This window comes from Maritalea mobilis (assembly GCF_004363175.1).
Lineage (GTDB): Bacteria > Pseudomonadota > Alphaproteobacteria > Rhizobiales > Devosiaceae > Maritalea > Maritalea mobilis.
Genome location: NZ_SNYR01000001.1, coordinates 1,073,564 through 1,099,669, shown reverse-complemented (window position 1 = coordinate 1,099,669; position 26,106 = coordinate 1,073,564). Strand labels below are relative to the sequence as shown.

General features: G+C 51.6%; 22 protein-coding genes. 8 read left to right on the top strand and 14 right to left on the bottom strand.

Translation table 11 applies throughout. The features are described 5' to 3' along the window. Position 1: 1 nt before the first annotated feature. From argH to ATL17_RS05265, 4 genes are read right to left on the bottom strand one after another with little or no spacing between them, the layout of a single operon-like run. Positions 2–1,498 (bottom strand): argininosuccinate lyase, encoded by a 1,497-nt coding sequence (gene argH, locus ATL17_RS05280; protein WP_133571710.1) that lies wholly within the window; start codon positions 1,496–1,498, stop codon positions 2–4. Further along, complete coding sequence (locus tag ATL17_RS05275; RefSeq protein WP_133571709.1) at positions 1,495–2,379, bottom strand: carbohydrate ABC transporter permease; 885 nt, start codon at positions 2,377–2,379, stop codon at positions 1,495–1,497. Before ATL17_RS05275 ends, argH begins: the two co-directional genes overlap by 4 nt. A 1-nt stretch (position 2,380) precedes the next feature. Beyond that, positions 2,381–3,274: a carbohydrate ABC transporter permease gene (locus tag ATL17_RS05270; protein WP_133571708.1), complete on the bottom strand. Its 894-nt coding sequence runs from the start codon at positions 3,272–3,274 to the stop codon at positions 2,381–2,383. A gap of 51 nt (positions 3,275–3,325) precedes the next feature. Continuing rightward, complete coding sequence (locus tag ATL17_RS05265; RefSeq protein WP_133571707.1) at positions 3,326–4,585, bottom strand: sugar ABC transporter substrate-binding protein; 1,260 nt, start codon at positions 4,583–4,585, stop codon at positions 3,326–3,328. A gap of 184 nt (positions 4,586–4,769) precedes the next feature. Here ATL17_RS05265 and ATL17_RS05260 point away from each other — a divergent pair, with 184 nt between their 5' ends. Both ATL17_RS05260 and ATL17_RS05255 read left to right on the top strand, forming a co-directional pair. Next, complete coding sequence (locus ATL17_RS05260) at positions 4,770–5,969, top strand: ROK family transcriptional regulator (RefSeq protein WP_133571706.1); 1,200 nt, start codon at positions 4,770–4,772, stop codon at positions 5,967–5,969. 14 nt (positions 5,970–5,983) lie between these two features. Further along, positions 5,984–8,362 (top strand): PIG-L family deacetylase, encoded by a 2,379-nt coding sequence (locus tag ATL17_RS05255; protein ID WP_133571705.1) that lies wholly within the window; start codon positions 5,984–5,986, stop codon positions 8,360–8,362. Here ATL17_RS05255 and ATL17_RS05250 read toward each other — a convergent pair. Together ATL17_RS05250 and ATL17_RS05245 are read right to left on the bottom strand one after the other, a co-directional pair. Beyond that, a complete protein-coding gene (locus ATL17_RS05250; RefSeq protein WP_133571704.1) occupies positions 8,359–9,282 on the bottom strand; it encodes a diacylglycerol/lipid kinase family protein in 924 nt (307 codons plus the stop codon). The two genes, ATL17_RS05255 and ATL17_RS05250, sit on opposite strands and share 4 nt — an antisense overlap. A gap of 85 nt (positions 9,283–9,367) precedes the next feature. After that, positions 9,368–10,174 carry a helix-turn-helix transcriptional regulator gene (locus ATL17_RS05245; RefSeq protein ID WP_133571703.1) on the bottom strand — a complete coding sequence of 269 codons (807 nt, stop codon included), beginning with the start codon at positions 10,172–10,174 and terminating at the stop codon, positions 9,368–9,370. A 448-nt stretch (positions 10,175–10,622) separates the two neighbouring features. Between ATL17_RS05245 and ATL17_RS05240 the strand changes: the two genes are divergently transcribed. After that, on the top strand, positions 10,623–12,920 hold the full coding sequence (locus tag ATL17_RS05240; protein WP_133571702.1) for a methyl-accepting chemotaxis protein: 2,298 nt from the start codon (positions 10,623–10,625) through the stop codon (positions 12,918–12,920). A 61-nt stretch (positions 12,921–12,981) separates the two neighbouring features. On the opposite strand, the gene ATL17_RS05235 is transcribed toward ATL17_RS05240, so the two are convergent. The 4 genes from ATL17_RS05235 to ATL17_RS05220 are packed head-to-tail and all read right to left on the bottom strand — an operon-like array spanning position 12,982 to position 16,473. Next, positions 12,982–13,725 (bottom strand): ABC transporter ATP-binding protein, encoded by a 744-nt coding sequence (locus ATL17_RS05235; protein WP_133571701.1) that lies wholly within the window; start codon positions 13,723–13,725, stop codon positions 12,982–12,984. After that, positions 13,722–14,558 (bottom strand): ABC transporter ATP-binding protein, encoded by an 837-nt coding sequence (locus ATL17_RS05230; protein WP_133571700.1) that lies wholly within the window; start codon positions 14,556–14,558, stop codon positions 13,722–13,724. The genes ATL17_RS05235 and ATL17_RS05230 overlap by 4 nt, the downstream gene beginning before the upstream one ends. Beyond that, positions 14,555–15,460 (bottom strand): ABC transporter permease, encoded by a 906-nt coding sequence (locus tag ATL17_RS05225; protein ID WP_133571699.1) that lies wholly within the window; start codon positions 15,458–15,460, stop codon positions 14,555–14,557. The genes ATL17_RS05230 and ATL17_RS05225 overlap by 4 nt, the downstream gene beginning before the upstream one ends. An 11-nt stretch (positions 15,461–15,471) precedes the next feature. After that, entirely contained in the window at positions 15,472–16,473 is a 1,002-nt protein-coding gene (locus tag ATL17_RS05220; protein ID WP_246028651.1) for an ABC transporter permease, read from the bottom strand. A gap of 209 nt (positions 16,474–16,682) precedes the next feature. On the opposite strand from ATL17_RS05220, the gene ATL17_RS05215 reads away from it, so the two are divergent. The 5 genes from ATL17_RS05215 to ATL17_RS05195 all read left to right on the top strand — a co-directional run bounded on the left by ATL17_RS05215 (position 16,683) and on the right by ATL17_RS05195 (position 21,007). After that, positions 16,683–17,267: a cupin domain-containing protein gene (locus ATL17_RS05215; RefSeq protein WP_246028629.1), complete on the top strand. Its 585-nt coding sequence runs from the start codon at positions 16,683–16,685 to the stop codon at positions 17,265–17,267. 47 nt (positions 17,268–17,314) lie between these two features. Next, positions 17,315–18,901, top strand: coding sequence for an ABC transporter substrate-binding protein (locus tag ATL17_RS05210; protein WP_133571696.1), 1,587 nt, complete (start codon positions 17,315–17,317; stop codon positions 18,899–18,901). A 140-nt stretch (positions 18,902–19,041) separates the two neighbouring features. Then, entirely contained in the window at positions 19,042–19,959 is a 918-nt protein-coding gene (locus ATL17_RS05205) for a 2-dehydro-3-deoxygalactonokinase (RefSeq protein WP_133571695.1), read from the top strand. Continuing rightward, entirely contained in the window at positions 19,956–20,570 is a 615-nt protein-coding gene (locus tag ATL17_RS05200; RefSeq protein ID WP_133571694.1) for a 2-dehydro-3-deoxy-6-phosphogalactonate aldolase, read from the top strand. The genes ATL17_RS05205 and ATL17_RS05200 overlap by 4 nt, the downstream gene beginning before the upstream one ends. Next, positions 20,567–21,007: a YaiI/YqxD family protein gene (locus tag ATL17_RS05195; protein WP_133571693.1), complete on the top strand. Its 441-nt coding sequence runs from the start codon at positions 20,567–20,569 to the stop codon at positions 21,005–21,007. The genes ATL17_RS05200 and ATL17_RS05195 overlap by 4 nt, the downstream gene beginning before the upstream one ends. Before the next feature lie 80 nt (positions 21,008–21,087). On the opposite strand, the gene ATL17_RS05190 is transcribed toward ATL17_RS05195, so the two are convergent. Genes ATL17_RS05190 through ATL17_RS05175 form a run of 4 tightly spaced genes read right to left on the bottom strand, consistent with a single transcriptional unit; the run spans position 21,088 to position 25,980 of the window. Further along, positions 21,088–22,149 (bottom strand): DUF1513 domain-containing protein, encoded by a 1,062-nt coding sequence (locus tag ATL17_RS05190; RefSeq protein WP_133571692.1) that lies wholly within the window; start codon positions 22,147–22,149, stop codon positions 21,088–21,090. Beyond that, complete coding sequence (locus tag ATL17_RS05185) at positions 22,149–23,207, bottom strand: imelysin family protein (protein WP_133571691.1); 1,059 nt, start codon at positions 23,205–23,207, stop codon at positions 22,149–22,151. Before ATL17_RS05185 ends, ATL17_RS05190 begins: the two co-directional genes overlap by 1 nt. Then, entirely contained in the window at positions 23,204–24,658 is a 1,455-nt protein-coding gene (locus ATL17_RS05180; protein WP_133571690.1) for a di-heme oxidoreductase family protein, read from the bottom strand. Before ATL17_RS05180 ends, ATL17_RS05185 begins: the two co-directional genes overlap by 4 nt. A gap of 53 nt (positions 24,659–24,711) precedes the next feature. Beyond that, positions 24,712–25,980 carry an imelysin family protein gene (locus ATL17_RS05175; protein ID WP_133572199.1) on the bottom strand — a complete coding sequence of 423 codons (1,269 nt, stop codon included), beginning with the start codon at positions 25,978–25,980 and terminating at the stop codon, positions 24,712–24,714. Positions 25,981–26,106: the final 126 nt, after the last annotated feature.

Sequence of the window (26,106 nt, the reverse complement as noted above, 5' to 3'; positions counted from 1 at the left end):
ATCATTCCCCCCGATTGTTGAGTAGGGCGTCAAATGCTTTTTCGCGCATTTGGTTCGCGTTGTTTTTTCTTGTTTGGATGTGCTCAAATTCCGTTTTGAGCTGATCGAAATGAGCGATTTGCCGCTCTAATGAATCTTCAATAGCCACAGGTGCTGGGCCACCAAACCGCTTGCGCACATTTACGAAATGCCGGGCTGAAACCGCTTTGCGATAGGCCGCTTCGTTCAGATGCGTATCGCGCTCTGTCATTTTTTCAAATGCAGCGTGGAAATCCTCATAGGCCTCGGCCAAGGATTTGCCATCCGCGATCACCTTTTTGGCGGTCGCTGCCGCAATTTCATGTGCTTGACGGAAAGAGATGCTTTCCTCGCGCACCAATGTGTCCGCCAGCTCTGTAATGGTGATGCAGGCTGCATCGCTGGTTTTGGCCACGCGTTCCTCGTTGATGGAAAGGGCGGGTATAAACGCCGCCAACAGATCGATGGCGCGGCCGCCGCTTTCAAATGTTGCATAGCCCGCTTGTTGCACTTCGCCTTCGCTGTCATTCATGTCGGTGAAAGGCGTGTTGTGCATGGTGTTGACCATCATGTCGCAACGCCCTGCAGTGACAGAGCAGAGATGGCGCATATGCTCGATGGGTACGGGATTGCGCTTTTGCGGCATGATCGAGCTGATCTGCACTAGGGCGTTCGGCACATAAAGCTGACCCACTTCAAACGCGCTCCAAAACTGGAAGTCTTGGATCACACGGCCCAGATGCACAAAGATCAATTTGATCGCGCTATAAAGGCCCGTGATGTAATCCACGCTGGCAATGCATCCATATGCATTTTCCAGCGGCGCTTCAAAGCCCAGCAATTCAGCAATATAGGTGCGGCTTATTGGAAAGCCAGACGTGGTGATGGCGGCTGCGCCCATGGGGCATTTTTCAATTTGGTGTCGTGCCAACATTAGCCGATCGAGGTCGCGCAGCAGCACTTCAGATGCGGCCAAGAGATAATGGCCGAATGTGCTTGGTTGCGCTGGTTGGCCATGGGTATAGGCAACAATCAGTGTTTCTTTTTCTCTCGCCGCTGTCTCGTGCATGGCCTGCACAAGGCTATAGAGCGAGCGGATCAGCTCATCTGCACGTTTTTGCAGCCCCAGCTTGAACACCGTGTGGTCCATATCATTGCGGCTGCGTGCTGTGTGCAGTGCGCCAGCCAAATCGGGGCCAAGCCGTTTCTTCAATTCGGCTTCAACCAAGAAGAAATAGTCTTCCACTTCGCCGGTATAAGTGAGGGATTGCACGTCCACTTCTTCATCGATGGCACGCAAAGCAGTGGCCAGTTTGTGGCCTGTGCTTTGAGGCAAAATGCCTTCTTCCACCAGCATCACCAAATGGGCTTGGTTGATGCGACGGAACGCGTCCACATGGTGGGCCTTGGCACCTTCAAAAAGAGGTGCCAGCACCGTATCTTTGTAGACTGGATGGGGAAAAACAGAGTTATCACTCATCCTTTTAGCCCCGCCATAACCACGCCGCGAATAATAAAGCGCTGGAAGATCAGGAACACGATCAGTGTTGGAATGGTCGCCAAAGCAGCCCCCGTCATGATCAGCTCCCACTGTACCGATTGCTCAACACTAAAGGTGGTGAGGCCAACGGGCAGGGTGTAAAGCTCTGGCGAGTTGGTCACGATTAGCGGCCAGATAAAGGCTGTCCAGTTGCCCAAGAAGATGAAAATGGCAAGCGCAGCAAGCGCAGGTTTCACCATTGGCATTGCCACGCGCCACCAGATTTGGAATTCGTTCAACCCGTCGATCCGCGCGGCTTCCAAAAAGTCGTCTGGCACTGATTCAAAGAATTGCTTCATCAAAAATGTGCCGAAGGCAGTCATGATTCCGGGGAACATGATGCCCCAATAGGTGTCGAGCCAGCCGAAGTTTTTCGCCATCAAATACCATGGGATCACCAGCATTTCGGTTGGGATCATCAAGGTAGAAAGGATGGCAACAAAAACAATCATGCGGCCACGGAACTGGAATTTACACAAGGTATATCCCACCAAGGCATCGAACAGTACGGCAGAAACTGTGGTGACTGTGGCGATGATCAGTGAGTTAAGGAACCACATATAGAAGCGGCCATCCTCAAGCACATAGGCGTAGTTGTCGAGGGTGGGTTCTTCAGGAATGATCGATAGATTATAGATTTCATGCGGCCATTTTAGCGACGTGGAAATCATATAAACAATCGGCATTACCATCAAAATGCCGCCGGCCATGAGTAGTATCCAACGCAAAATCGCGATGGGGTCTTGTTTGCGGGCATGGCGTTTTGGGGTGGCTTTGTCCAACGCGTCAGCGGTGACTTTAATATCTGCAGTGTTGGCCATTTTATTTGTCCCTCATGATATAAAGTTGCGCCAAGCTGACGGCTAAGAGAATGATAAAGAGCACCACAGTTTGCGCAGCGGCATAGCCCATATCGAACGAGTCAAAAGCGGTTTCGTAAATCATCAAAACGAGCGGTTTAGTTGAGTTAAGCGGCCCGCCCGGATTGTTTGAGGTCATGTTGAATACCTGGTCGAAAATCCGCAAAAAGCCGATTGAAGACAGCACCACGAGGAAAACGATGGTGGGCTTCAAGAGTGGCAGAGTGATGCGCCACAAAATGGTCCACGGTCCCACACCGTCAATGCGCGCGGCTTCATAATAGGTTTGCGGAATGGCGCGGAGGCCCGCCATGAAGATGATGATTTGAAAGCCCAATCCTGCCCACACCGCTGGCGCCAAAATTGATGGCAATGCCCATGTGGTTGAGGAGAGGAAGGGAAATTGTGGAATGCCCACACTGGCTAGCGCATTGTTGAACAAGCCAATGGGTACGGGCTGATAGAACCAGCGCCATAGCCAGGCCATAGCAACAGTAGATGTCATAAAGGGTAAGAAATAGAGCGCGCGGATTGTGCCGTGCATAAAGCGCACTTTGTCTAGGTGGTAGGCCACGATAAACGAGAACACCAAGCTTACTGGAGTGCCCAGCAGCAAATAAACAAAGGTGTTTTTGAACACTTTCCAGAAAACGGGATCAGCAAATAGCTTGCCGTAATTGTCCAGCCCATTCCAAGTGCGATCGCCCAATAGGTTCCAATCTTGAAAAGAAAGGGTGATGGCGTTCAGCGTTGGATAAAAGCGGATGACGCAATAAAACAGGATTGGCAGTGACAAGAAGGTCCACGCCCACACCACCTGTTTTTGCTTAATGGTCAGATTGGCATACCAGCCCATAATATTCCCCCCAGGAAAGTGAAGGGGCAGCGTGGCCGCCCCTTCAAGATCTTATTCTTCGTAATATTCGTCGAGGATTTTTTGTTCTTCTTCTGCTGCAATGGCGATGGCCTGTTCAGCAGTTTGTCCCTCAAGGAAGATGCGTTGGGTCGCATCCATCAACACTTGGCGTTGGCCAGATTCTTCCGCAAAGATTGTGGTTTTGGCATAGCCCAAACCTTCAATGAACGGACCGAACACTGGGTCAGCCTTGTTGGCGTCAGTCAACGCAGCTGATGGTTTGGCTGGCAATTCGCCAACTGTGTCCAACCAGATTTGCATCGCTTCGTCAGAGGTGATGAAGGCCAAGAATTTCTTCGCAGCTTCTTCTTTTTCACCGTCTGCTTTAGACGTTACGGCATTCACCCAATAGCTTGAATAGTTGGATTTTGTGCCGTCAGGGCCAGCAGGCAATTCGGCAACGCCCCACTTCAAACCGCGTGTGCTTTCAAGGGCACCAATGCGGAATGAACCGTCAATATGCATGCCCGCGCGACCAGCTTTAAAGGCTGCTTGTGGCTCATCCATAAAGCCTGCTTGGGTTACGCCGTGCACATTTTGCAAATCGGTGTACCATTTCAACGCTGCAGCACCGCTGCCATCATCGTCATAGTTCACGTTGCGATAATTGTCGGTGTAAGGCTCGCCGCCAAACTGACGGGTTAGCACTTCGCGCCACCAATGGTGATCCTGCGCGTTCATGCCGGTGGTGATGCCCACTTGGGTGATGTTGCCTGAACCATCTTTTTTGGTCAGCTTTTTCGCCACTTCAACCAACTCGTCCAATGTGGCCGGTGGGTTTTCAATGCCTGCTTCTTCAAACAAACGTTCATTGTAGAACAGAGCCAATGAGCGCACAGCGGTTGGCAATGCCATATATTGGCCATCGCGCTTCATGGCGCTAACCATTGGGAAAAATTCAGCCTCGATTTGCTCCGGTGGGAACATATCTGTCGGCAATGGTGTGATCAGCTCAGCTTCCACATAATCATTCAACCAGCCATAGAACAATTGAACCACATCCGGACCTTCGCCAGCAGGAATCGCTGCTGCAACCTTTGTGCGGTAATCCGCATAAGGGAAGGTTGTGTGCTTCACTGTGATGTCTGGATTTTCGGCTTCAAACTTTTCGATCAGCGTATCAATTGCTTTTACGCGCGCTTCGAAAAAATATTGCCAATATTCGATTTCCACAGCCCAAGATGAACCTGCGCTGAGGGCAAAAATAGCACCTGATGCGAAACCAAGTAGCTTGTTCTTCCAAGATTTCATTTTCGGATCCCTCCACTATAAGTTGTGCCCGAATTTTAGAATTCTTATTGTTTTTCAATGGCTTGAAACTCTAAATTTCGGCCATTTTTGCTTTTTTCTTCACCGGGTCGGCCTTTAGTGTTGACCATTTGCGAAAACAAATCAATACTTAACTCAAGTTAATTGAGTAAATAAATTTCGATAGATGGCGACTAAAGGCACAACAGGCATTATTGGCGGCAACGCGCTGCGCAATCGAGACCACAATCAAAAAGTGGTGCTCGATTATGTGCGGGCAAATGAACCTGCGGGGCGGGCGGAGATTGCGCGTAGCTGTGGGCTCAGCATTCAAGCTGTGTCCAATATTACGGCTGATCTTGAGCAGCAAAAATTACTGATGCCAGATGGTCATCGGACGGAAGGGAAGCGCGGCAAACCCGCGCTGCAATATCGGTTTAATCCCGAAGGGGCGTTCGCCATTGGCGTTGAATTGCGGCCCGATGCCGTGGTGACAACTGCGCTCAATTTGTCAGGAAAAAAGATCTACAATGCACGGGTGCCGCTGGACGATGCGCGGCCCACGCCAGCCATTAAAGCGGTGGGTGATGAGGTGCGCAAAGCGATTGAGGCGAGCGGCTTTGATCCGAAAAGCTTGCTTGGTGTGGGCGTTGTGATGCCCGGTCCGTTTGGCGATACAGCCATTTCGCGGGCAGGGGATGCGGTTTTGCCGGATTGGGAAGAGGTTGAGCCGCAATCTGCATTTGAGCAGGAAATTGGCTATCCGGTATTGATTGAAAATGACGCCACGGCCGCTGCCGTTTCTGAGCGGGTGGCAGGAGTAGCGTCTGATTTGGATGATTTTTGTTTCGTCTATTTCGGTTCAGGTATCGGCCTAGGTGTCGTGACCAAAGGGCATGTGCTGCGCGGTGCGTTTGGCAATGCGGGTGAGATCGGGCACATCGTGACCCAGATTGATGGGCATCAATGCCCCTGCGGCAATCGTGGTTGTCTTGAGACCTATGCCAGCCGGATTGCGGCGCGTAATTATTTGCAACCTTTCGGCATTGATCCGCAAAGCGGCGCCGATTTTGCCGACCTGGTTGATCAGCGAAACCCGCACTTTCTGGCGTGGATTGATCAGGCAGCAAAACATTTATCGCCGGTTATTGGTACCTTGGAAAATCTGTTTGATCCCCAAAGCATCATTTTGGGCGGTGCCATGCCTGACGCGGTGATTGATGCGTTGATTGCTCGCCTCGACCTGCCCAAAGGCTCTGTCGCCAACAGAGATGAGCGGGCGTGTCCCCGCGTTATGCGTGGCTTCTCGGGTCGGCTAACCGCGGCGCTTGGCGCTGGAGCTATGGTGATTCACCAAACCATCACCCCCAATAAACATTCTTACTGAACGCGAGGAAAACTATGTCTAAGCCAGAAGCTGACCGATTGATAAATGCGTTTGCGCAACCGCGTTCCGTGCAGTTGTGGCGGGCATTGCTGCCGCTTAAGTCCTGTACAAGTTTTATGAACACTGGCGCGCATCCGGATGATGAAATTTCCACCATGTTGGCCGCTTTGATCTATCGCGATGGGATCAATTTATCTCACGCCTGTTCCACCCGCGGGGAAGGCGGCCAAAATGCTATTGGCACTGAAACAGGTGTGGATCTTGGTGTGGTGCGCACCCGCGAAATGGAACGGGCCGCTGAGATTTTAGACATGACGCAATATTGGCTTTGCCAATATCCGGGTGATCCGTTGGCCGATTTCGGTTTTTCCAAAACCGGGGAAGAAACCCTTGGTTATTGGGGTGAAGAGCGCACATTGGAGCGCTTTGTGTGGATTTTGCGCACAGAACGACCTGATATGATTTGCACCACATTCTTGGATGTGCCGGGGCAGCATGGGCACCACCGTGCGATGACACAAAGTGCCTATAAAGCCGTGAAACTTGCGGCTGACCCGAACGCGTTTCCAGAACAGAATTTGCCAGTGTGGCAGGTGAAAAAGCTCTATTTGCCTGCGTGGTCTGGCGCTGGCGATGCCTATGATGATGATTTGCCACCGCCGCCCACAAGCGTTGTGATGGATGGATCGGGGCAAGACCCGATCATCGGCATGGATTATGCGCAGTTGGGTCAGGTTTCGCGGGCATATCACCAAACACAAGGCATGGGTACTTGGGTATCGCCGGGTGTTGAAAAGAAATGGCCACTTCATTTGGCGTGGACGGCCAATGGTGAACCGCATGACGAGCAATCGATCTTTGATGGCTTACCTCAAACGCTGAATGATTTGGCTGATTATGCGCAAGCGCCAGCCATAGGATCGTCGCTTTACATTGCGCAGCATGCCATTGATCAGGCGATTGAGGCGTTGCCGAAAACGGAGCAAATGGTCACTTCCTTGCTGGCCGCATTGGAAGCTGTGCGCGAAGCGCGGGCAAGCTGTCCGGATGCAGCGAAAGCGGAAGTTGTGCATCGGCTTGATGCGAAGGAGCTGCAATTGCAGCGTGCGCTTTATCTGGCAAGCCCCATTCGTGCTTCTCTAAAGCCGCAAAAGATTTATGCGCGTCCGGGCGAGGTGGTGAAGTTTGACATTGAGCTCGATAGTCCCTTGGCTGTTTGGGCTTCCATTGCTGCGCCGGATGGGTGGCTTGTTGAAGAGACTGACGCCAAGCATTTTCAGGTGAAGGTGCCATCAGATGCTGAGCCAAGTGACCCTTTGCCAGATATTTGGTCACCCGTTCAAGGCAATGAAAGCGTGCATTTGCGCCTTGTTTGGGCGTTGCATGGGGTCAATGTTGAAGTATCACTCGACCCGATTGAGCGATTGAACATTTTGCCTGCCAATGAAGTTGGCTTAGAGCCACGAGCGCTGCTGTTCAATAAGCAGAATATGGCGACCAAAATTGTAGAGCGCACAGGTTCCCGCCAAGGCGATATATCGATTGCTAAGGCCGGAGATTTTGACATTGTTTCAAATGAGGCAGGTCTCACAGTGACTGCGCAAAGCGATATTGCCGAAGGGCTATATGATTTGCCAGTGCAGCAAAATGGTGCGGCCGCGCAGTTTGTCCGTCGGATGCATTATCCACACACGGGGCCATTGGTTCGTGCAGAGGATGCGGCATTATCCGTCAGGGTTTTAGATGCAAAATTGCCCACAGGGCGCATCGGCTATGTGGCTGGTGGTAGTGATCGGGTGGATTATTGGCTTACCCAGTTTGGCTTGGACGTCACTGCAATTGATGATGACGCGTTGGCGGCGGGGCGGCTTGATCAATTTGACAGCATTATTGTCGGCGTGTTCGCATTTCGCACGCGGCCTGCCTTGTTGGACAATGTTTCGGCGTTGCATGCTTGGGTGCGCAATGGCGGTAATCTGGTTACGCTTTATCATCGCCCATGGGACAATTGGGATAAGGACACTGTGCCACTCGCGCCCATTGAGATTGGCAAGCCATCTTTGCGCTGGCGGGTGACAGATCAAAATGCAGAGGTTCGCTATTTGCAGCCAGATCATTTGTTGTTTGCGGGACCAAACAAAATCGGCGATCAAGATTGGGTCGATTGGCACAAAGAACGCGGACTTTACTTCGCATCCAGTTGGGACAGTGCATATACCCCGCTTTTATCCATGAATGATGCAGGTGAGAAGCCGCTTGAGGGCAGCTTGCTTGTGGGTGAATTTGGCAAGGGGCGGCATATTCACACCAGCCTTATCCTGCATCACCAGCTTGATAGGTTGGTGCCGGGTGCCTACCGCTTGATGGCAAATATGCTGGATTGGACGGCCTAGCCAAACAGTCCGCCTGGTTCTTGTGCCACGGGAGCCAATACGCTGAGTGCTTTGGGGTGAATTTTCACCTCAAAGCGATTTTGCCCCGTGACCAACTCTCCATCAATCGTAACATCTGGCTTTTTCTTGCTGTGTTCGAATGACAGCACAGCGGATTTGGCGCCGCGCTCTATCAGGTCGGGGTTGGTATCCCAGGTGCCAAGCAGAAGGTCAGATGCTAATTTCAGATTAGCCTGTGTGGGCAGTGGACGTGCCGAATAGATGCCGAGTTCACCTTGTTGTGGAAAGTCTGCGTATGGCATATGTCCACGGCCATATTTATTGTTGGCAATCGCAATAAGGCTCAGATTCTCTTGATGATTTTCGCCATCTAACTCAAGGTCGATCATATAGCGCGGCGGGCGGCTAAATGTGCTGAGCGCAGCTTTGATCCCGCCGAAAATCTTTTGAAATCGTGATTGGTGTTGCTGTTGATCGCGTAGCTTCACAATTTTGGGGTGCATGCCCACGGAGATTTGGTGCAAAAACAGTTGATCGTTGGCTGTGGCAATATCCACGCGCTCTGGCTTAGCTTCCACCAAGGCATCAATTGCATCGTCAAGATTGAGCGGAATGCCTAAAGATCGGGCAAACAGATTCATCGTGCCTGCAGGGATTACGCCAAGTGTCTTTCCATGCTGCCAGCAATGTTGAGCTGCGGCGGAAATTGTTCCGTCGCCACCGCCGGCCAACACCGCTTCGCATTCCGCATCATTTGTGAGCTGATCCAGCGTTTCAATCAGTTCTGGGCCGCTGATGATTTGGATGTTTATGGTGTGTCCCGCCGCTTCGAAACGCTGGCGAATTTGCGTGGCGAATTGCTCCACATCCATTGTGCGTAGCGTACCACCATCCTTATTCAACACTGTGCAGATATGCATGATTTTGCTTTTCTTTTAATGCGATGACCATCGCCATAACGCGCTGCGCATGTGGATGTTCCGGCAAAAGTCCGTCGGTGAGAAATTATTGCAAAATGCCGAAGCGAAAGGCAAGGCTCACCGCATGGGTGGTGTTGGTCGCGTTAAACTTTGAGCGAATTTGTTTTAAGCCGTGCTCAACTGTTTTCTCGGAGATGTCGAGAATACGACTGGTTTCCCAAGCTGTTTTGCCCTCTGCAATCCAGTAGAGAATTTCAACTTCGCGATATTTCAATTCTGGCCGGTTGAGCAAGGCGCCACGGACATCAATGGTGGCCATATGGAATTGTAGCGAAAACAGAATGAGGTTGCCCATCTGCTTGGCACAGAAAAATTGCCAATCTTTAGCTGGTAGGTCAGAGGCGACAGAAAAGATGGCTTTGTCGGCTTTCGCGCCGTGAATGGGAATGGTCAGCCCTTGCCCGCCAAGTCCGTGTTGTTCAGCATCGATGAAAAACGCTTTGGTGTCTTCATTATCATTATCGCACTCCGCCCAGAAAAAAGGTCGCGTATGCTCATTAGCCAATTTAATCACTGGGTCAGTGTGAATGTAATTCTGGTTCAGATAGCGATCTATCCATTTTTCTGGATAGGTGGTGACCAAACAGGCTGTTTTCGGATTCAGGTCATTTAGGTCTGTTGCAAGATAGGCCATATGGCGCACATCAAAACACTCAGCCCAATATTCCAAACACTTTTTTGCGTCATCCAGCGAATGAAACTTTTGCAGGGGAGTATTGTGTAGATGTGCCAGTTGGTCCAAGGCCACGCCAGAACCCTTTTTCGGTGATGCCTGTAGAATATACCAAATGATCAGGAAAATTTTGTCAATGGCTGATGTAACCATTTTCATAAAATTGCATCAAAAATTTGTCATTATATTCAATAATTTAGATGGGTTTGAAGTTGCATTCAATCTGTATAATCAGTGGATTAAAAGAACAGATTTAGTGTGTGCAAAGTAAAATTATTGAGATTTTGAATAAGAAATTTCAGCGGATATGGAGCGAAAATCGACTAAAATAATGATGATAAATTCTTGTGTGAGAACGAAGAGATGAACTTATAAACAGCATGTTTCATTCAATATTTTGCAACTTATAACTTGCGGTTGAAACTGTTTGATTTCGCAATCGTTTCTATCCAAGCAACGGGAGTAAGATAGACTTGGTTCAACCAATATATGGCGTGAACGACTTTATTTAAGGAAATCTTATCTTAACAAACCTGTGTAATTCTGCAGATTCAATGCCCTTTTAGCACAATAGCTTGAGGGTTATCTTGATTTGGAGAGTGCCAGCATGAAATTAGGTGTTGCAACAAAGGCGATGCTCGCAACCGTAGGCGTAGTTGTCGTATGTTTTACTGCATTTGCCGTTTTTTTGGATGTGAATCGCAGCGCGCAGGCTGAGGCCACGATGCGCGAGGAAATTGCTTCCGTCGGCGCAAGCATGAGTGATCGCGTGTCAGCTTGGTTTGAAGAGCGGACCTTATTGGTTGAGCTGCAAGCCGAGAAAATTGCGGGGCTCGATGCTGAAGCTGATGCCACCAATGAGCTTAAATATAAGATCTTGGAGGAAAAGTTTAACGCGGTTTATTTTGGTGAAGACGCCACGGGCAACTTTATGATCCACCCACCGCAAGATTTGCCAGCGGATTATGATCCACGGCGGCGGCCTTGGTATCAAGATGTTGCGAGCAATCAAGCCACGGCATTGACCGAGCCTTATCAAGATGCATCGACTGGCAATCTCACCGTAACGGTTGCTTCGCCCGTATTGGCGGGCAACAAGATCAAAGGTGTGATCGGCGGCGATTTCACCATCAACACCATTGCTGACATGCTGGCGGACGTGAATCATAACGGCACTTATGCATTCTTGGCTTCCGGCGATGGCAATGTGATTATCCATTCAAATGCAGACGCGATTGGCCAGCCCGTGAACGACGTGTTCGGCACTGAAGGGTTGGCATTTGATGGTAGCATTCAAGATGTTGATGATGCGGGCACCCCAAGCTTTATTGGCTTCAACAAGATCTCTGATTTGCCAGCCGTTGATTGGTATGTGGGCGTTGTGGTGGATAAAGGCGTTGTGTTTGCACCATTGAATGAGAGCCGCCGCGACGCGGTGATTGCGACAATCTTTGCGGCTTTGGTTGCTGTTGGCGTGATCTTTCTTGTGTTCCAAAAAGTCATCACCGGCCCATTGAAATCCATGACCAAAGGCATGAAGGAAATTGCTGGCGGTGATTATGATGTGGAAGTGGGCTTTGGCGAACGTGAGGACGAAATCGGCGATATGGCGCGTGCTGTTGAGGTGTTCCGCGCCAATGGTCATCGCATTACCGAAATGACCGAAGAAGAGAAAATTGCTGCTGATAATCGCATTCGTGAGCGTGCGGAAATGATGCGGGAATTGGGGGCTTCGTTTGGTGATGTGGTTGATGCGGCGGTGATGGGCGATTTCTCATTGCGCGTGGATAAAGAATTCCCAGACGCTGAATTGAACAATTTGGCTCACGGTGTGAACAGCCTTGTGGAGACTGTGGATCAGGGCATCACAGAAGTTGGTCGCGTCTTGGCGTCTTTGGCCAACACCGATTTGACCCAGCGAGTGCAGGGTGAATATCACGGTGCATTTTTGCAGTTGAAAAACGACACGAATGAAGTGGGCGACAAGTTGGCCGACGTCATTTCGCGCCTGCGCAGCACGTCGCGTCAACTGAAAGTGGCCACCAGCGAGATTTTGTCTGGCGCCAATGATTTGTCAGACCGGACAACCCGCCAGGCGGCAACCATTGAGGAAACATCTGCTGCGATGGAGCAATTGTCCAACACCGTGTTGGAAAATGCACAGGAAGCTTCTGACGCCAGCACCAATGCCGAAAAAGTTCGCCAAACAGCGGAAGAGGGCGGCGAAGTGATGCGTCAGGCCAATAAGGCGATGGAGCGGATCACCACCTCATCTAATGAGATTTCGAAAATCATTGGCATGATTGATGACATTGCCTTCCAAACCAACTTGCTGGCCTTGAACGCTTCGGTTGAAGCTGCGCGCGCTGGTGAAGCGGGTAAAGGCTTTGCGGTTGTGGCCGTCGAAGTGCGGCGCTTGGCGCAAAGTGCTGCCAATGCATCTGCTGATGTGAAGAAGTTAATTGAACAGTCTGTAGCCGAAGTTGGCGATGGCACCAAACTGGTGGCAGAAGCTGCCTCTAACCTAGAGTCGATGCTTGAAGCCGCACGCTCCAACAATGAGTTGATGGTGTCGATTGCGGATAAGAGCCGGGCACAGGCCAATTCGATTGGCGAGATCAATCAAGCCGTACGCGATATGGATGAAACCACCCAGCACAATGCGGCGCTGGTTGAAGAAACCAATGCGGCAATTGAACAGACCGAAGGTCAGGCTGAAGAGCTAGATCGCATCGTGGCCGTGTTCAAGATTGACGAGAATATGAGTGTGAAGGCTGTTGATGTAGCGCCGAAAAAGCAGGCCCCGCGTCAAGAAGCGAAAGCGCCCGCGCCAAAAGCTGCGCCAGCTCCTGCCTATGATGGGAATGCGGCAATGGATATTGATCCGGACTGGAAAGAGTTCTAGGTCAAAATACGTTTATAAATCCAAGAAAAAGGCGGCCAGTTGGCCGCCTTTTTTATGTGCATTACGCTACATATTCGTGCTTGCTGGCGTGATAAAGCTCTTGCGAATAGGCGTCGTTAAATTCGCCTTTGGCCAATTGGTCGCGTGTAGCGATTTCAACGATCTTGCCCTTTTTCATCACGGCCAGCCGATCGCATAGGAACGAAACGACAGGCAAATCGTGGGTAACCAGCAAATAGGTTAGATTTTGATCTTTGCGCAATTGTTTGAGCAGGTTCAAAATCTCCGCTTGCACGGATACGTCGAGCGCTGACGTTGGTTCGTCCAGCAGCATCAATTTTGGCTTCAGCATCAAGGCGCGTGCAATGGCAACCCGCTGGCGTTGACCGCCAGACATTTGGTGCGGGAAGCGGAAGCGATAGCGCTGGTCCAGCCCCACCGCATTGAGCATTTCCACCACGCGGTCACCATTGTCTTTAATGCCATGAATGGCCAAGGGTTCACTCAATGTGGTGTCCACAGTCTTACGCGGATGCAATGACCCATAGGGGTCTTGAAATACCATCTGCGAGATGCGGGAAATATCGGCACGATTGCGCGGGTCAACTTTTTCGCCATAGAGTTTGATCTCGCCGGTCCATTCATCATTCAAGCCGCAGATGGCCTTCAAAATGGTGGACTTGCCAGAGCCACTTTCGCCCACAAGGGCAAAGCTTTCGCCTTCATTGACCGTCAAGCTGGCGCCATGCACCACCTGCACGGACGAATAAGCGATGTTGAGATTGTTTAATTCAATAGCACTCATGTTGCAGCCCATTGTGTTCGATCAAGGGTAGGTAGCTCTTCGCGCGTTTCGTCGATGCGCGGCATCGCGGCCAGCAAACCTTGGGTGTAAGGGTGGGTGGCATTTTGCAATTCACTGGCGTTGCATTGTTCCACAATCTCACCTGAATTCATCACCAGCACCCGGTCCGCATAGTTGGCGACGAGGTTCAAATCGTGGCTGATCAGAATAAGGCCCATGCCCTTTTCTTGAATCAGATTGTCGATCAAATCGAGCACTTGCGCCTGCACTGAAACGTCCAACGCAGATGTTGGCTCATCCGCAATCAGCAAGTCGGGTTCGGGGATCAGCATCATGGCGATCATGATGCGCTGGCCCATGCCGCCCGACACTTCGTGCGGATAAAGCTTGGCCACGCGTGCCGGATCATTGATGCGCACTTGGTCAAGCATATGCAGCACCTTTTCATCCAGCTCCTTTTTGGTGAGCTTTTGGTGCGTGCGCAGCGCTTCAGCAATCTGGTCTTGAATGGTCAGGACCGGATTGAGCGAGAATTTGGGATCCTGCATCACCATGGAGATGCGGGCGCCGCGCAATTGGCGCATTTGCCGTTCGCTTTGCTTGTTCAGATCAATGCCATCAAACATGAACTTTTTTGCGGTCACTCGGCCCGGTGAACGGATCAGTTTGAGGATTGAGCGGCCCGTCATGGATTTGCCGGAACCGCTTTCGCCCACAATCGCCAGCCGCTCGCGGCCGAGATCAAAACTGATGCCTTTGACCACTTCCACATCGCCTTGGTGCGTGGGGAAAGTGACGCGCAAATCTTCGATTTCGAGAAGTTTCTGGCTCATGATTTACCCTCATTTTTCGGGTCAAGAATGTCGCGCAGGCCATCGCCCAAGAAGCAGAAACCCAAAGATACGACAATGATGGCAAAACCGGGCATTGTGGCCACCCACCATTGGTCCAGAATAAAGGCACGACCACGAGAGATCATGGCACCCCATTCTGGCAATGGGGGTTGTGCGCCAAGGCCCAAAAAGCCCAAGCCTGCCGCCGTCAGAATAATGCCTGCCATGTCTAAGGTCACCCGAACGATCATAGATGAGGTACAGAGTGGTAGCACGTGATTGATGATGATGCGGGCAGGTGAGGCGCCCTGCAATTTGATTGCATCGATAAATTCGGCATTGCGGAAGGTTAGCGTTTCTGCCCGTGCAATCCGCGCATAGGCGGGCCATGCGGTGATGGCAATGGCGATAATCGCATTTTCAATGCCCGGCCCAAGCGCCGCCACAAAGGCCAGCGCCATAATCAATTTTGGCATAGACAAGAAGATGTCGGTGATGCCCATCATCACCTTATCCACCCAGCCGCCGAAATAGCCGGAGATGGCGCCGATCAACAGGCCCAACGGTGCTGAAATTGCTGCAACGAGCAGCACGATCATCAGGGTGAGGCGAGAGCCATGCACCACGCGTGAGAAAATATCGCGGCCTAGTTCATCGGTGCCCATCCAGTGCTGCCAGCTTGGCGGCAAAAGGCGGTTTTGCAGATCTTGGCCAACTGGTGAATAAGGTGCGATGATGGGCGCAAACGCAGCCATCAGCACCAAAACCACCACGATAATTAAGCCGGTGATGGCCAACGGGTTGCCCAAAAGCGATAGCCACATGCGCCATGCACGGCCCGCAAAAGCTTGGCCTTTGGAGGTAGGGCTGTCGGATAAAAGCCATTCAGTCATATTGCTCATTTTATGGCTCCTTACCGGCTTCTTGGGTCTAGGACGCGGTACAGCACGTCAGAGATTTTGTTGATGAAAATAAACACGGCACCAATCACCAATGTTGCGCCAAGCACGGCATTCATATCCGCATTGAGCAGCGCCACGGTGAGGTAGTTACCAATGCCGGGCCAGGAGAACACGGTTTCGATCATCACCGAGCCTTCCAGTAGGCCGGCGTAAGACAGGCCGATCACCGTGATCAGCGGCACGCGGATCGGCAAGAACGCATGTTTCCAGATCACTTTATATTCTGGCACGCCTTTGACGCGGGCAGTGGTCACAAATTCTTGGCTGAGCTGGTCCAGCATGAAAGAGCGGGTCATCCGGGCAATATAGGCGAGGGAGAAAAAGCCCAAGATCGAGGCCGGTAGCACCAAGTGATGGATGGCGTCATAGAAAATTTCCCATTCCCCTTGGAGTACACTGTCCACGAGAATGAGGCCTGTGACTGGGGTCACAATGCCCTCATAGAAAATGCCGATACGGCCGGGTCCAGCAACCCAGCCAAGATTGCCGTAAAACAAGGCAAGGCCTACAAGACCGAGCCAGAAGGCGGGCACCGAATAGCCCACAAGGCCGAGCACGCGGAACACTTGGTCCACCCATTTGCCTTCATTTGCCGCAGACAAAACGCCCATTGGTACGCCCAGCAATACACCGATGAAAATGCCGATGGTGGCCATTTCCAAAGTTGCGGGGAATACGCGTTTCAAATCTTCAATCACCAAACGGCCTGTGGATGCGGAGTTGCCCAGATCGCCACGGAACACGTCAAACACATAGGAGAAGAACTGAACCACCAAGGGTTGGTCTAGCCCCATGGCTTCGCGTGTGGCATCATAGAGTTCTTGGGTGGCGCGGTCGCCGACGATAGCGAGCACGGGATCAATCGGGATCACCCTGCCGATGAAAAAGGTAATGGCTAAGAGGCCAAGAAAGGTCAGCACCAGCACAAATATAAATTGTGCAATGGTGAGCAACCTTTTGAACCAGACATTATTGGTCCAGCTTTGTGCTGAAATATCGACAGTGTCGGTTTGAGACACGGATATACTCCCCCAGAATTTTCGGAATTTTTCTAAACTTGCATAGAAGAAAGTCCAAAATCAAACATTTTTTATCTATACAAAAATTATTTTGATAGTATATAACTTTATTAATGAGAAACGCTTGGAACGGGAGGCCGAGTTTGAATATCGCAGCGTCACAGACATTTGCCGTGGGGGGCTTGATTCGCGAACAACGTCGTCGCATGAAGCTCACATTGACGCAATTGGGCGAGCGCGCTGGGGTTTCAGCAGGCTATCTGAGCCAAGTTGAGCGTGAAAATGCGGTGCCAAGCCTTGCTACGCTTGGCCAAATTGCTTTGGCGCTGGGGTTGGAGATTGAACATTTTGTCTCCATGCCGAAGGCGACAAACGCCATTACCCGCAGAAATAGCCGCGCCAAATTTCAATTCGGAGACTCATCAGTTGTTTATGAAAAACTGGCTGTTGAGCATCCCGCCAATGAATTGTCTTCCCTGATTTTGACGATACCACCGGGCTATCAGTCTGAGGTGGCGTCCCACGAAGGGGAAGAAATCATCTATATGCTGGAAGGCCAGATTGAGCAGACACTTGCTGATGCCCGCTATGTGCTGGGCGTGGGGGATAGTTTGCATTTTCGCGGCGGGCTTCCACATAGCTGGTCCAACCCCTTTGATGAACCTGCAAAAATCATCTGGACTGGCACATTGACCCTTTTTCGTGAACTGAGCATGGCGAAAAAGTAAACCGGATTTGCACCCAACGGTGCAAAGACCAAAAGGAGGAAACGGAAGTGAAACTACTCAAGTCCTTAATGCTGGCAGCGGCCTTTACCCTGCCTATGGCAGCGGGTGCAGCCCAAGCTGCTACGCCTGGCAACGCTTTGGTTGTGGCGCAAAATATCGATGATATCGTTGCGATTGACCCTGCGCAGGCCTACGAATTCACCTCAGGTGAATTGGTCACCAACATCTATGATCGTTTGGTGCAATATGATGCCGAAGACCCAACTGTTTTGGCTGCTGGCCTTGCGGAAAGCTGGGAAATCGACGCTGACAATAAAACAATCGTTTTCAATTTGCGTGATGGTGCTGTGTTCCATTCTGGCAACCCAGTTCGCGCTGAAGACGTTGCGTTTTCATTGGGCCGCGTGATCAAATTGAACCTGACACCTGCCTTTATCTTGGCGCAACTTGGCTGGACTGCTGAGAATGTGGACGAGATGATCACTGCAGGCGACGGCACAGTTACTGTTAAATATTCAGGCGATTTCTCACCTGCGTTCGTAATGAACGTTTTGGCAGCGCGTCCTGCTTCTGTTGTCGACAAAGAATTGGTTATGGCCAATGAAGTTGATGGCGACATGGGCAATGCTTGGTTGAATGCAAATTCAGCTGGCTCTGGTCCGTTCAAATTGGGCCTATACCGTCCTGCAGAATTGGTGCGTTTGGAAGCCAATGAAGATTACTTCAAAGGTGCGCCTAAGATGAAATCAGTGTTGTTGCGTCACGTTGCTGAAAGCGCGACACAGCAATTGTTGCTTCAGTCTGGCGATGTGGACATGGCCCGCAATTTGACACCTGATCAGGTTGACGGTTTGGACGGCGATGTGAAAGTTGAAACTTTCCCACAAGCTGCCGTGCACTTCTTGTCATTCAACCAAAAAACAGACAGCCTGACACCTGAAGCGGTGTGGGAAGCTGCACGCTACTTGGTTGACTATGAAGGCATGACCAACTCAATCATTAAAGGTCAAATGGAAGTTCACCAGGCGTTCTGGCCTAAAGGCTTCCCTGGCTCATATGACGAAACGCCATATAGCTATGACCCTGCAAAAGCTAAGCAAATCTTGGAAGAAGCTGGCATTGAAACACCAATCACTGTTGATTTGGACGTGATCAACGCAGCGCCTTTCACAGATATGGCTCAGTCTTTGCAAGCAAGCTTTGCGGACGCTGGCATCAATTTCGAGATCATTCCGGGCACTGGCTCACAAGTGATCACGAAATATCGTGAGCGTAGCCACGAAGCCATGCTGCTTTATTGGGGCCCAGACTTTATGGACCCACACTCAAACGCAAAAGCCTTTGCTTATAACTCTGACAACTCAGACGATTCATATGCTGCGACCACAACATGGCGTAACGCATGGGCCGTACCTGCTGAGTTGAACGAAATGACCAAAGCGGCTTTGACTGAAAGCGATCCTGCGAAACGTGAAGAAATGTACGTTGAATTGCAGAAACGCGTTCAAGAGAAATCCCCAATCATCATTATGTTCCAAGCTTCTTATCAAGTTGCGATGGGCGAAAATGTAAGCGGGTATGTGAACGGTGCCACATCTGACTTTGTGTTCTACCGTCTCGTAGAAAAAGACTAATCCCTCCCTGGATTTGTCGTGAGCGGGCCGCTCGTTTTCCTTCGGGAAGGCGGGCGGCCTAAATTTTTGGGGAACGGAATATTCTGTTTTTGACTTTGAAAATTTTTTTCAGTGATGCATAACGTGCAGGGGAGTTATTTATGACCGCTGCAATTGATTTTATCGCCTTGGATTGGGGCACTTCTAATGTCCGCGCTTACGCCATTGATGCAGAGGGGCGTATTGTGGGTGAATTGGCCAGCGACAAAGGTATGGGCAAGCTAAAGCCTGAAGAGTTTGAACCAACATTATTGGAGTTGATTGCGCGCTGGCTCTCGGCGGAGCGGGTGTTGCCGATCTATGCATGCGGTATGGTTGGCGCGCGTGGTGGCTGGCAAGAAGCAACCTATGGGCAGGTGCCATTTGATGTGCATCGGGCGTTAAAGCTCACCAAGGTAGCAACCAGCGACCCGCGCATTGAGGTGCAGATTGTGCCCGGTCTTTGCCAAAGCACTCCGGCAGATGTGATGCGCGGGGAAGAAACCCAGATTTTCGGCTTGCTGGAAAAATATCCGGATTTTGAGGGCACGATTATCTTGCCCGGCACCCATTCAAAGTGGGCGGAAATTAAGTCTGCACAAGTCACTGGGTTTAAAACCTATATGACGGGTGAGATGTTTAATCTGTTGTCACAGCAATCCGTGGTGCGACTAAGCGTTGCTGAAGAGGGATGGGATGATGATGCCTTCCTCAAAGGCGTCAAAGATGCAATGGCCGCGCCGCAGGATTTCACCAATATGGTGTTTGGCTTGCGGGCCAAGAGCTTGTTGACCGGGCTGACGCCCCTTGAAGCTCGAGCCATGTTGTCTGGTTTGCTGATGGGCATGGAGATCAAATCGGGCATGGACAGTTTCGCCACGGGACAAGTGGCGATTGTTGGCGGCGTGAAATTGATGGGTATTTATCAAGCTGCATTTAAAGAATTTGGCATTGATCCGCTGTGCGATGTGGACGAAAATTTCACCGTACGCGGACTGAATTTGGTTGCGAAAGCACAGAAAGAAGGAGTGGCGTCATGAACCATCGCCAATTGATTGCGATTTTGAGGGGCATTACGCCGGAAGAAGCTGTGGAAGTGACTGCGGCTTTGGTGGACGCGGGCATCACCATGATTGAGGTGCCGCTCAATTCGCCGCGCCCTTGGCAAAGCATTTCCAATATGCGCAAAGCATTTGATGGCAAAGCATTGATTGGGGCAGGCACTGTTCTGACCGAGCAAGATGTTGATGATCTGGTTTCGTTTGAGGGCCAATTTGTGGTGTCGCCAAACTGCGATGTCGAGGTGATCCGTGCAACCAAGCGGGCTGGTTTGCAATCATTCCCCGGCGTGTTGACGCCAAGTGAATGTTTCGCGGCCATTCAAGCGGGCGCCGACGGGTTGAAGATCTTCCCCGCTTCAGTGATTGGCCCGAGCGGCGTGAAGGCCATGAAGGCGGTGTTGCCGCCGAAAATGCCTGTCTATGCCGTTGGCGGTGTTGATGCTGAAAACTTTGACGTTTGGGTGCAAGCTGGCGTTGATGGTGCTGGCATTGGCGGCGGGCTTTATAAGCCGGGCGAGGGCGCCAAAATCGTCCATACACGCGCGGTGGCCTTGGTGGATGCCTATGATCAGGCGTTTGCAGACCATTGAGAATCTATGTTGATGGCGATGCCTGCCCGGTGAAAGCCGAAGTGCTGAAAGTTGCCGAGCGATTTCAAGTGCCTGTCACAATCGTATCCAACGGTGGGCTGCGCCCGTCGCGCGACCCGATGATCCAGAATGTGATTGTGCCTCATGGCGCAGACGCCGCGGATGATTGGATTGCCGAGCATATTGGCGCGGGCGAGATTGTGATCACCGCAGATATTCCATTAGCCAGCCGCTGTTTGGAGAAACAGGCGCGGGCATTAGGGCCGACGGGCAAAGAATTTGATGCGCACAATATCGGCATGGCGTTGAGTATGCGTGAGCTCAACCAGCATTTGCGCGAAACCGGCGAAAGCAAAGGCTATAGCAGGCCGTTCGATGCCAAAGATCGATCAAACTTTTTGCAAGCTTTGGATCGGCTTCTGGCGAAAGCAGTTTGATCCCGGCTCACGGCCGGGATTGCCTTTGTCGAGTCCCTCTTGGCCTCCCCGGACTTGATCCGGGGTCAATCCAGCACCAGCTAAAGCGCAACCAAATGATTGTCGAAGCGCAGATCATCCAGTTTTTGAGCGCCAAATTTGCCTAAGCCTGACGAGAATTGAAATGCATTGCGGCCATAGTCGACGCCACAAATATCGGCTTCTTTCCGGTGGTCAATGATGTTGCCATTTCCATCCAGAATGTAGGCGCGGCCGCCTTTTGGGGAGGTGATGGCAACATATTCGCCATCGGCGCTGGCGGCAACAGAGCCGATATAATTGCGCAGTGCGGCAAGCTCGCCTTCTGGCATCATGATGAATTGAAGTCCGTCTTCAGGGCTTGCCTTTGCGAGCAGGCTTTCGGCCAATTCGCCGTCGCGCTGATATTGTCCCGCAATCCAAACATCACCCTTCTGGCCCAGTGCCATGTGGCGCAGCGACAGTTTTTGCAATTGGTCGGGCGCGAAATAGCGCGCCACCAGTTCGCCAGTGTTTGGATTGAGCCATGCGATATTCGCGCGCATGGTCGCCAGATTGAGTTTTGCGCGCGCAAAATCCGGGTGGGTTTCAATGCCGCCATTGGCGATGATCAAATGGCCGGACTTTGGATCGAGCAGCAGATCATGCGGGCCGACGCCACCAGCGTCAAATTCGCCAATGCGTTTGATTGGGTTGGCCGTCAAATCATAAATGCCGATCACGCCGCGGGCGGCTTCAAAGTCATTTTCGGTGGCATAGAACAGGCGACCATCAGCGCTGAACGCGCCATGGCCGTAAAAATGTCGGCCTTCAATGCTGGAGATTTCGCCCAAAATTTTACCGTTTACTTCGAACAGGATTGCAAAGGTGCCGGGGCGGCGGGCGAACACGATCAGCTTGTCTTTCTGCGCGGAGAGGGCAATGTCGTGGCCACGGGCGGGCAGGTCAATTTTTGAGATCAGCTTGCCCTGTTCATTCAGCAAAACAGCGCCAAATTGACCGTTGGGAAAGGCGACACATGAGGCAAAGATTTGCTCGGATTGCGCTAAAACTTCCTGTGCGGGCAATGCGAGGCTGCTGAGAAAAGTTGCCCCGGAGATTTTCAAAAAATCACGCCGTAGCATCAGTCGCCATCCAAAGAGGAAAAGCCCACGACTAGGCCAAGTTCCGGTGCGATTTGATCGTTGGCGATATCGCGCAACGAGTGCAGCACAAGGCGCAAATAGTCGATCTTTTTCCGCAGGGCTTCATCGGCCAAAATCCCTTGATTGCTGTGTTCGGCTAATTCTTTCGCGGTGCGCAGGGCATTGCTGAGTTCAAAGCGATAGGCATTGAGCGCGATGGCCAGCACATCATCTTCGTTATAATGCCCGGAAAATGCATCGAACGCATCGGAAAGGCCTTCAATATCGGCCAGCACCAAATTCATGCTAAGGGCAGCGCGGCGGAGGGGCAGCACGTTGAGGTTTGGGCTTTCTTCGGCCCACTCATTCAAGCGGGTTGCGCTGATGATTTCGGGGAAGTGCGAGAATGTTTCAAAGCTAATGCGCAGCACATCTTCTTCTGTTCGAAACAGCGCGGAGCCTTCTTGCGGATTTTCAAATTGCGCAATCAGCCCATCGTCTGCCACCAGTTCAATCACCATTTGGTCGGCCATGGCCCACATATTTTGGGCGATGGTTTCGCCATAACGGCAGGCGTGGCTGTTGGTATCAGATGTCAGCTTGTCAGCCAGTGCGCCATGCAGCACATATTCCAAGGCATTCAAGCCTTGCAGGGCCACGCTTTTGTCTTTCAAACTTTCAACGCTCAGCACGCTTTCATCTTCACCCACCAGCGCCTTTTGCACTTGCTTTAGCCCGGTCGATTTCCGGTCTGGCCAGAAATAAAGCCGTTCCAGCCGATCATTCTGGGTAATCGGGCCGAACCGCACAGGTTCTGCATAGGCATAGGCGGTCACCAGCGCCGAAAAACCGTCGCGGGCAGCTTGAAGATTGGTCTCCAAAGGGGATTGGCACAAAGCTTCCATCACATCGATCTGCGCGTCAGCCTTGGCAGCCAACTGTTGATAAGCCGGCACCAGATAATCGGTGAGCAGAGCGCTCGACTCTTCGGCTGCGGCGCTTTGCGCAAATAGAAGTGTCAGGGACAGGGTGGCGAATTTGATGGCATTTTTCATCATAGTGACTTTAGAAATTGGATGAGATTGTCGCGTGTGGTGCGGTTGAGCGCCATAAAGTTTTGCTTTGCTGTTTCTGCCTCGCCGCCATGAAACAAAATCGCTTCTTTCAAGCTGCGGGCACGGCCATCATGCAGATATCGTTCTTGGTCAGCAACTGCTTTTGTGTGGCCAATGCCCCAAAGTGGCGGCGTGCGCCATTCGCTGTTGCCCAAATCGCCTTTCTGGGTGCGATCAGCGAGCATGTCGCCCATATCGTGGAGCAGAAAATCTGAATAGGGCCAGATCAGTTGGAAGCTGTTGCTGTCGTCTAGGGCGCTGCGCTTGGTCACATATTTGGGCGTGTGGCAGCTTACGCACCCAGCCTCATAGAAGGCTTGTTTCCCTTTCAAAATCGATGGATCTTCGGTTGCGGGGCGCTTTGGTACGGCCAGATTGCCCGTATAAAAAGCGGTCAGGTCCAGCACATTTTGCGGAATCTCATGCGCGCCGAGATTGGGCTGGGTGCCGCCGGGTGCCTCGCGGCAAATGGTTTGTGCGGAGGTGCAATCCCCCCAATCTTGTTGATGCCAAGGGTTGGAAAGGCCCATATCTACAAAGAAGGCACTGGCGACTTGTTCCACCAATGTTGCGGCATCGGCGCGGTGGCCAAAACGACCCAAACCGTTGCTCTTCAATTTGGCTTTGCCAGAGATCCCGTCTTGGTTTTTATCGTCCGGGTCAGCTTGCGCTAGAATATCGTTGGCGGCGATTTGGTCGATCAGGCCCATGCCGATCAAGGGTGGTGCGATACGCGGCGAAATCTCTGATTGTTCGGCGATGGGGCCATGGCTTAGGTCACTAATGATATATTCGGGGTGGTGCAGAGTGATCTGCTCACCATCATCCAACTCGATGGTCTCTGCGCGATAAGAAATGGCGATTTTGGCTTCTGGTTTGACGTTGCCGGAGGCGAAGAGCTGCAGTTGGTTGCCATAGGTGGGGTCACCCATTTGTCGGGCCGCGTCGATCAATTTGATGGTCAGGCCAACAGGTTGTTCGGCGTCACTCTCGGGCAAGCGGCCGCGGCCATTGCGGATGTGGCAGGATTGGCAGGCGCGGGCATTGAACAAGGGGCCAAGCCCGTCAGATGCTTTGGTGGAGCTGGGGGCGGCGACCCAGAATTTGTCGAACAGTGTTTCACCTAGGGTGAAGTCCATGCGTTTTTCAACGGGTAAATTGGCGCTGGGCTGGCTTAACCGTTCGCGCCCATCAATCTTGTCAGTTGACGTTGCGCCACCGGGATTGGCTTCAAAAGGTTCGGCTTTGGTGAAATCGTCGGTAGGTGTGGTTACGCGCAAGAGTTTTGCGCGTTCGACATCATCCTTTGCCCAATCATATTTCGGAATAGACTGTGCATTCGCATGTGGCACGAACATCAATGAGAGCAGGGTGAATGCCAGAAAGGGCTTCATGGAGCTAATCCATTGTGGGCCGATGCGGGCGATCCCGCATCGGCAGTTTATCTTTATTCAAAAACAGCGTCTGGATTGTCCAAGCTGTCTGAACCTTCCAGTTCAACGCCTTCCAGCTTCAAGGCCGCAACCGCACGTTCAATTGAGCGGGTTTGTTTCACCAAGGCATCAATGGCGTCTTGCACCACTTTGTTGCCTTCTTCATTGCCTTCGCCAATCATCTGGTCATAGGCTTCGGTGTCGGCACGTTCCACCATGGCGGTGAAGGCATCCATTGTGGCTGCAATATCCGCGCGTAATTCTTCTGCTACCGCTTCATCAGCGTGGCTCACATAATGCGCAACTGAAGTGCCTTCAACCACAGTGCCATCAAGGCGTTCATAGCGACCGAGATAGACATTTTGAATGCCTTTGGCGTCATAATAATGAGAATTGTGGGTGTTGTCTGAGAAGCAATCATGCTCTTCTTCTGGATCATTGAGCAAAAGGCCAAGCTTCATGCGTTCGCCCGCCAATTCACCATAAGAGAGGGAGCCAAGGCCGGTCAGAATTGTGTTCAACACTTCGGCTTCGGACTTTTCTTCCAGTGCTGCGCGGGCTGCGCCACTTTGTTCCCAATTGGCCACCATCTCTTCAAGATCGGTCACCAACAGGTCAGATGCGGCATCAAGATATTGGCGACGACGGTCGCAATTGTCGTTGGTGCAATTGTCCAATGAGAAGTCAGTTGCTGCACGGTTGCCTGCGCCAGCATCGGTGCCGTTCAAATCTTGGCCCCACAGCAAAAATTCGATGGCGTGGTAGCCTGTCGCCACATTGGCTTCAACGCCGCCAGCTTCGTGCAGTTTTTCGCCCAAAAATTCAGGTGTGATCTCATCAACAGTCAGCGTTTCGCCATTAATATTGATGGTCTTGTTGGCGATGATATTGGCGTTGAACAATGGATTGGTGTCGCTTTCCCAGCCATAGGCGCTGGCGTCGACATAATCGATCAAGCCTTCATCCAAGGGCCAAGCGTTCACGCGGCCTTCCCAATCGTCCACGATGGCATTGCCGAAGCGATAGGCTTCTGTTTGTTGGTAAGGCACACGGGCCGCCAACCAAGCGTCTTTCGCGGCTTGCAGATTTTCTTCTGTCGGCACGGCCAAAAAGGCGTCAATCGCGTCTTGAAGGGCTTTTGCCGTGATCAGGCTATCTTCAAATGTTGCATGGGCAATATTGGCATATGTTTCAACAACGCCTTGGTCTTCATCATGGGCCAAGGCGAGTGTTGGAGCGGCTGTCATCAGGGCAGCAGCGGAAATGATCGCAAGTCTTTTCATCATGTTTGCCGGGGCCAAATCCCGGCCTCCTTTGGTCGGATAAATCTCGTGCCACGCCAGTTTGTCTGGTGTGGATTTAATATGAGTTATCTGATCATATTTATAAAAACAAGAGAAAAATCAATA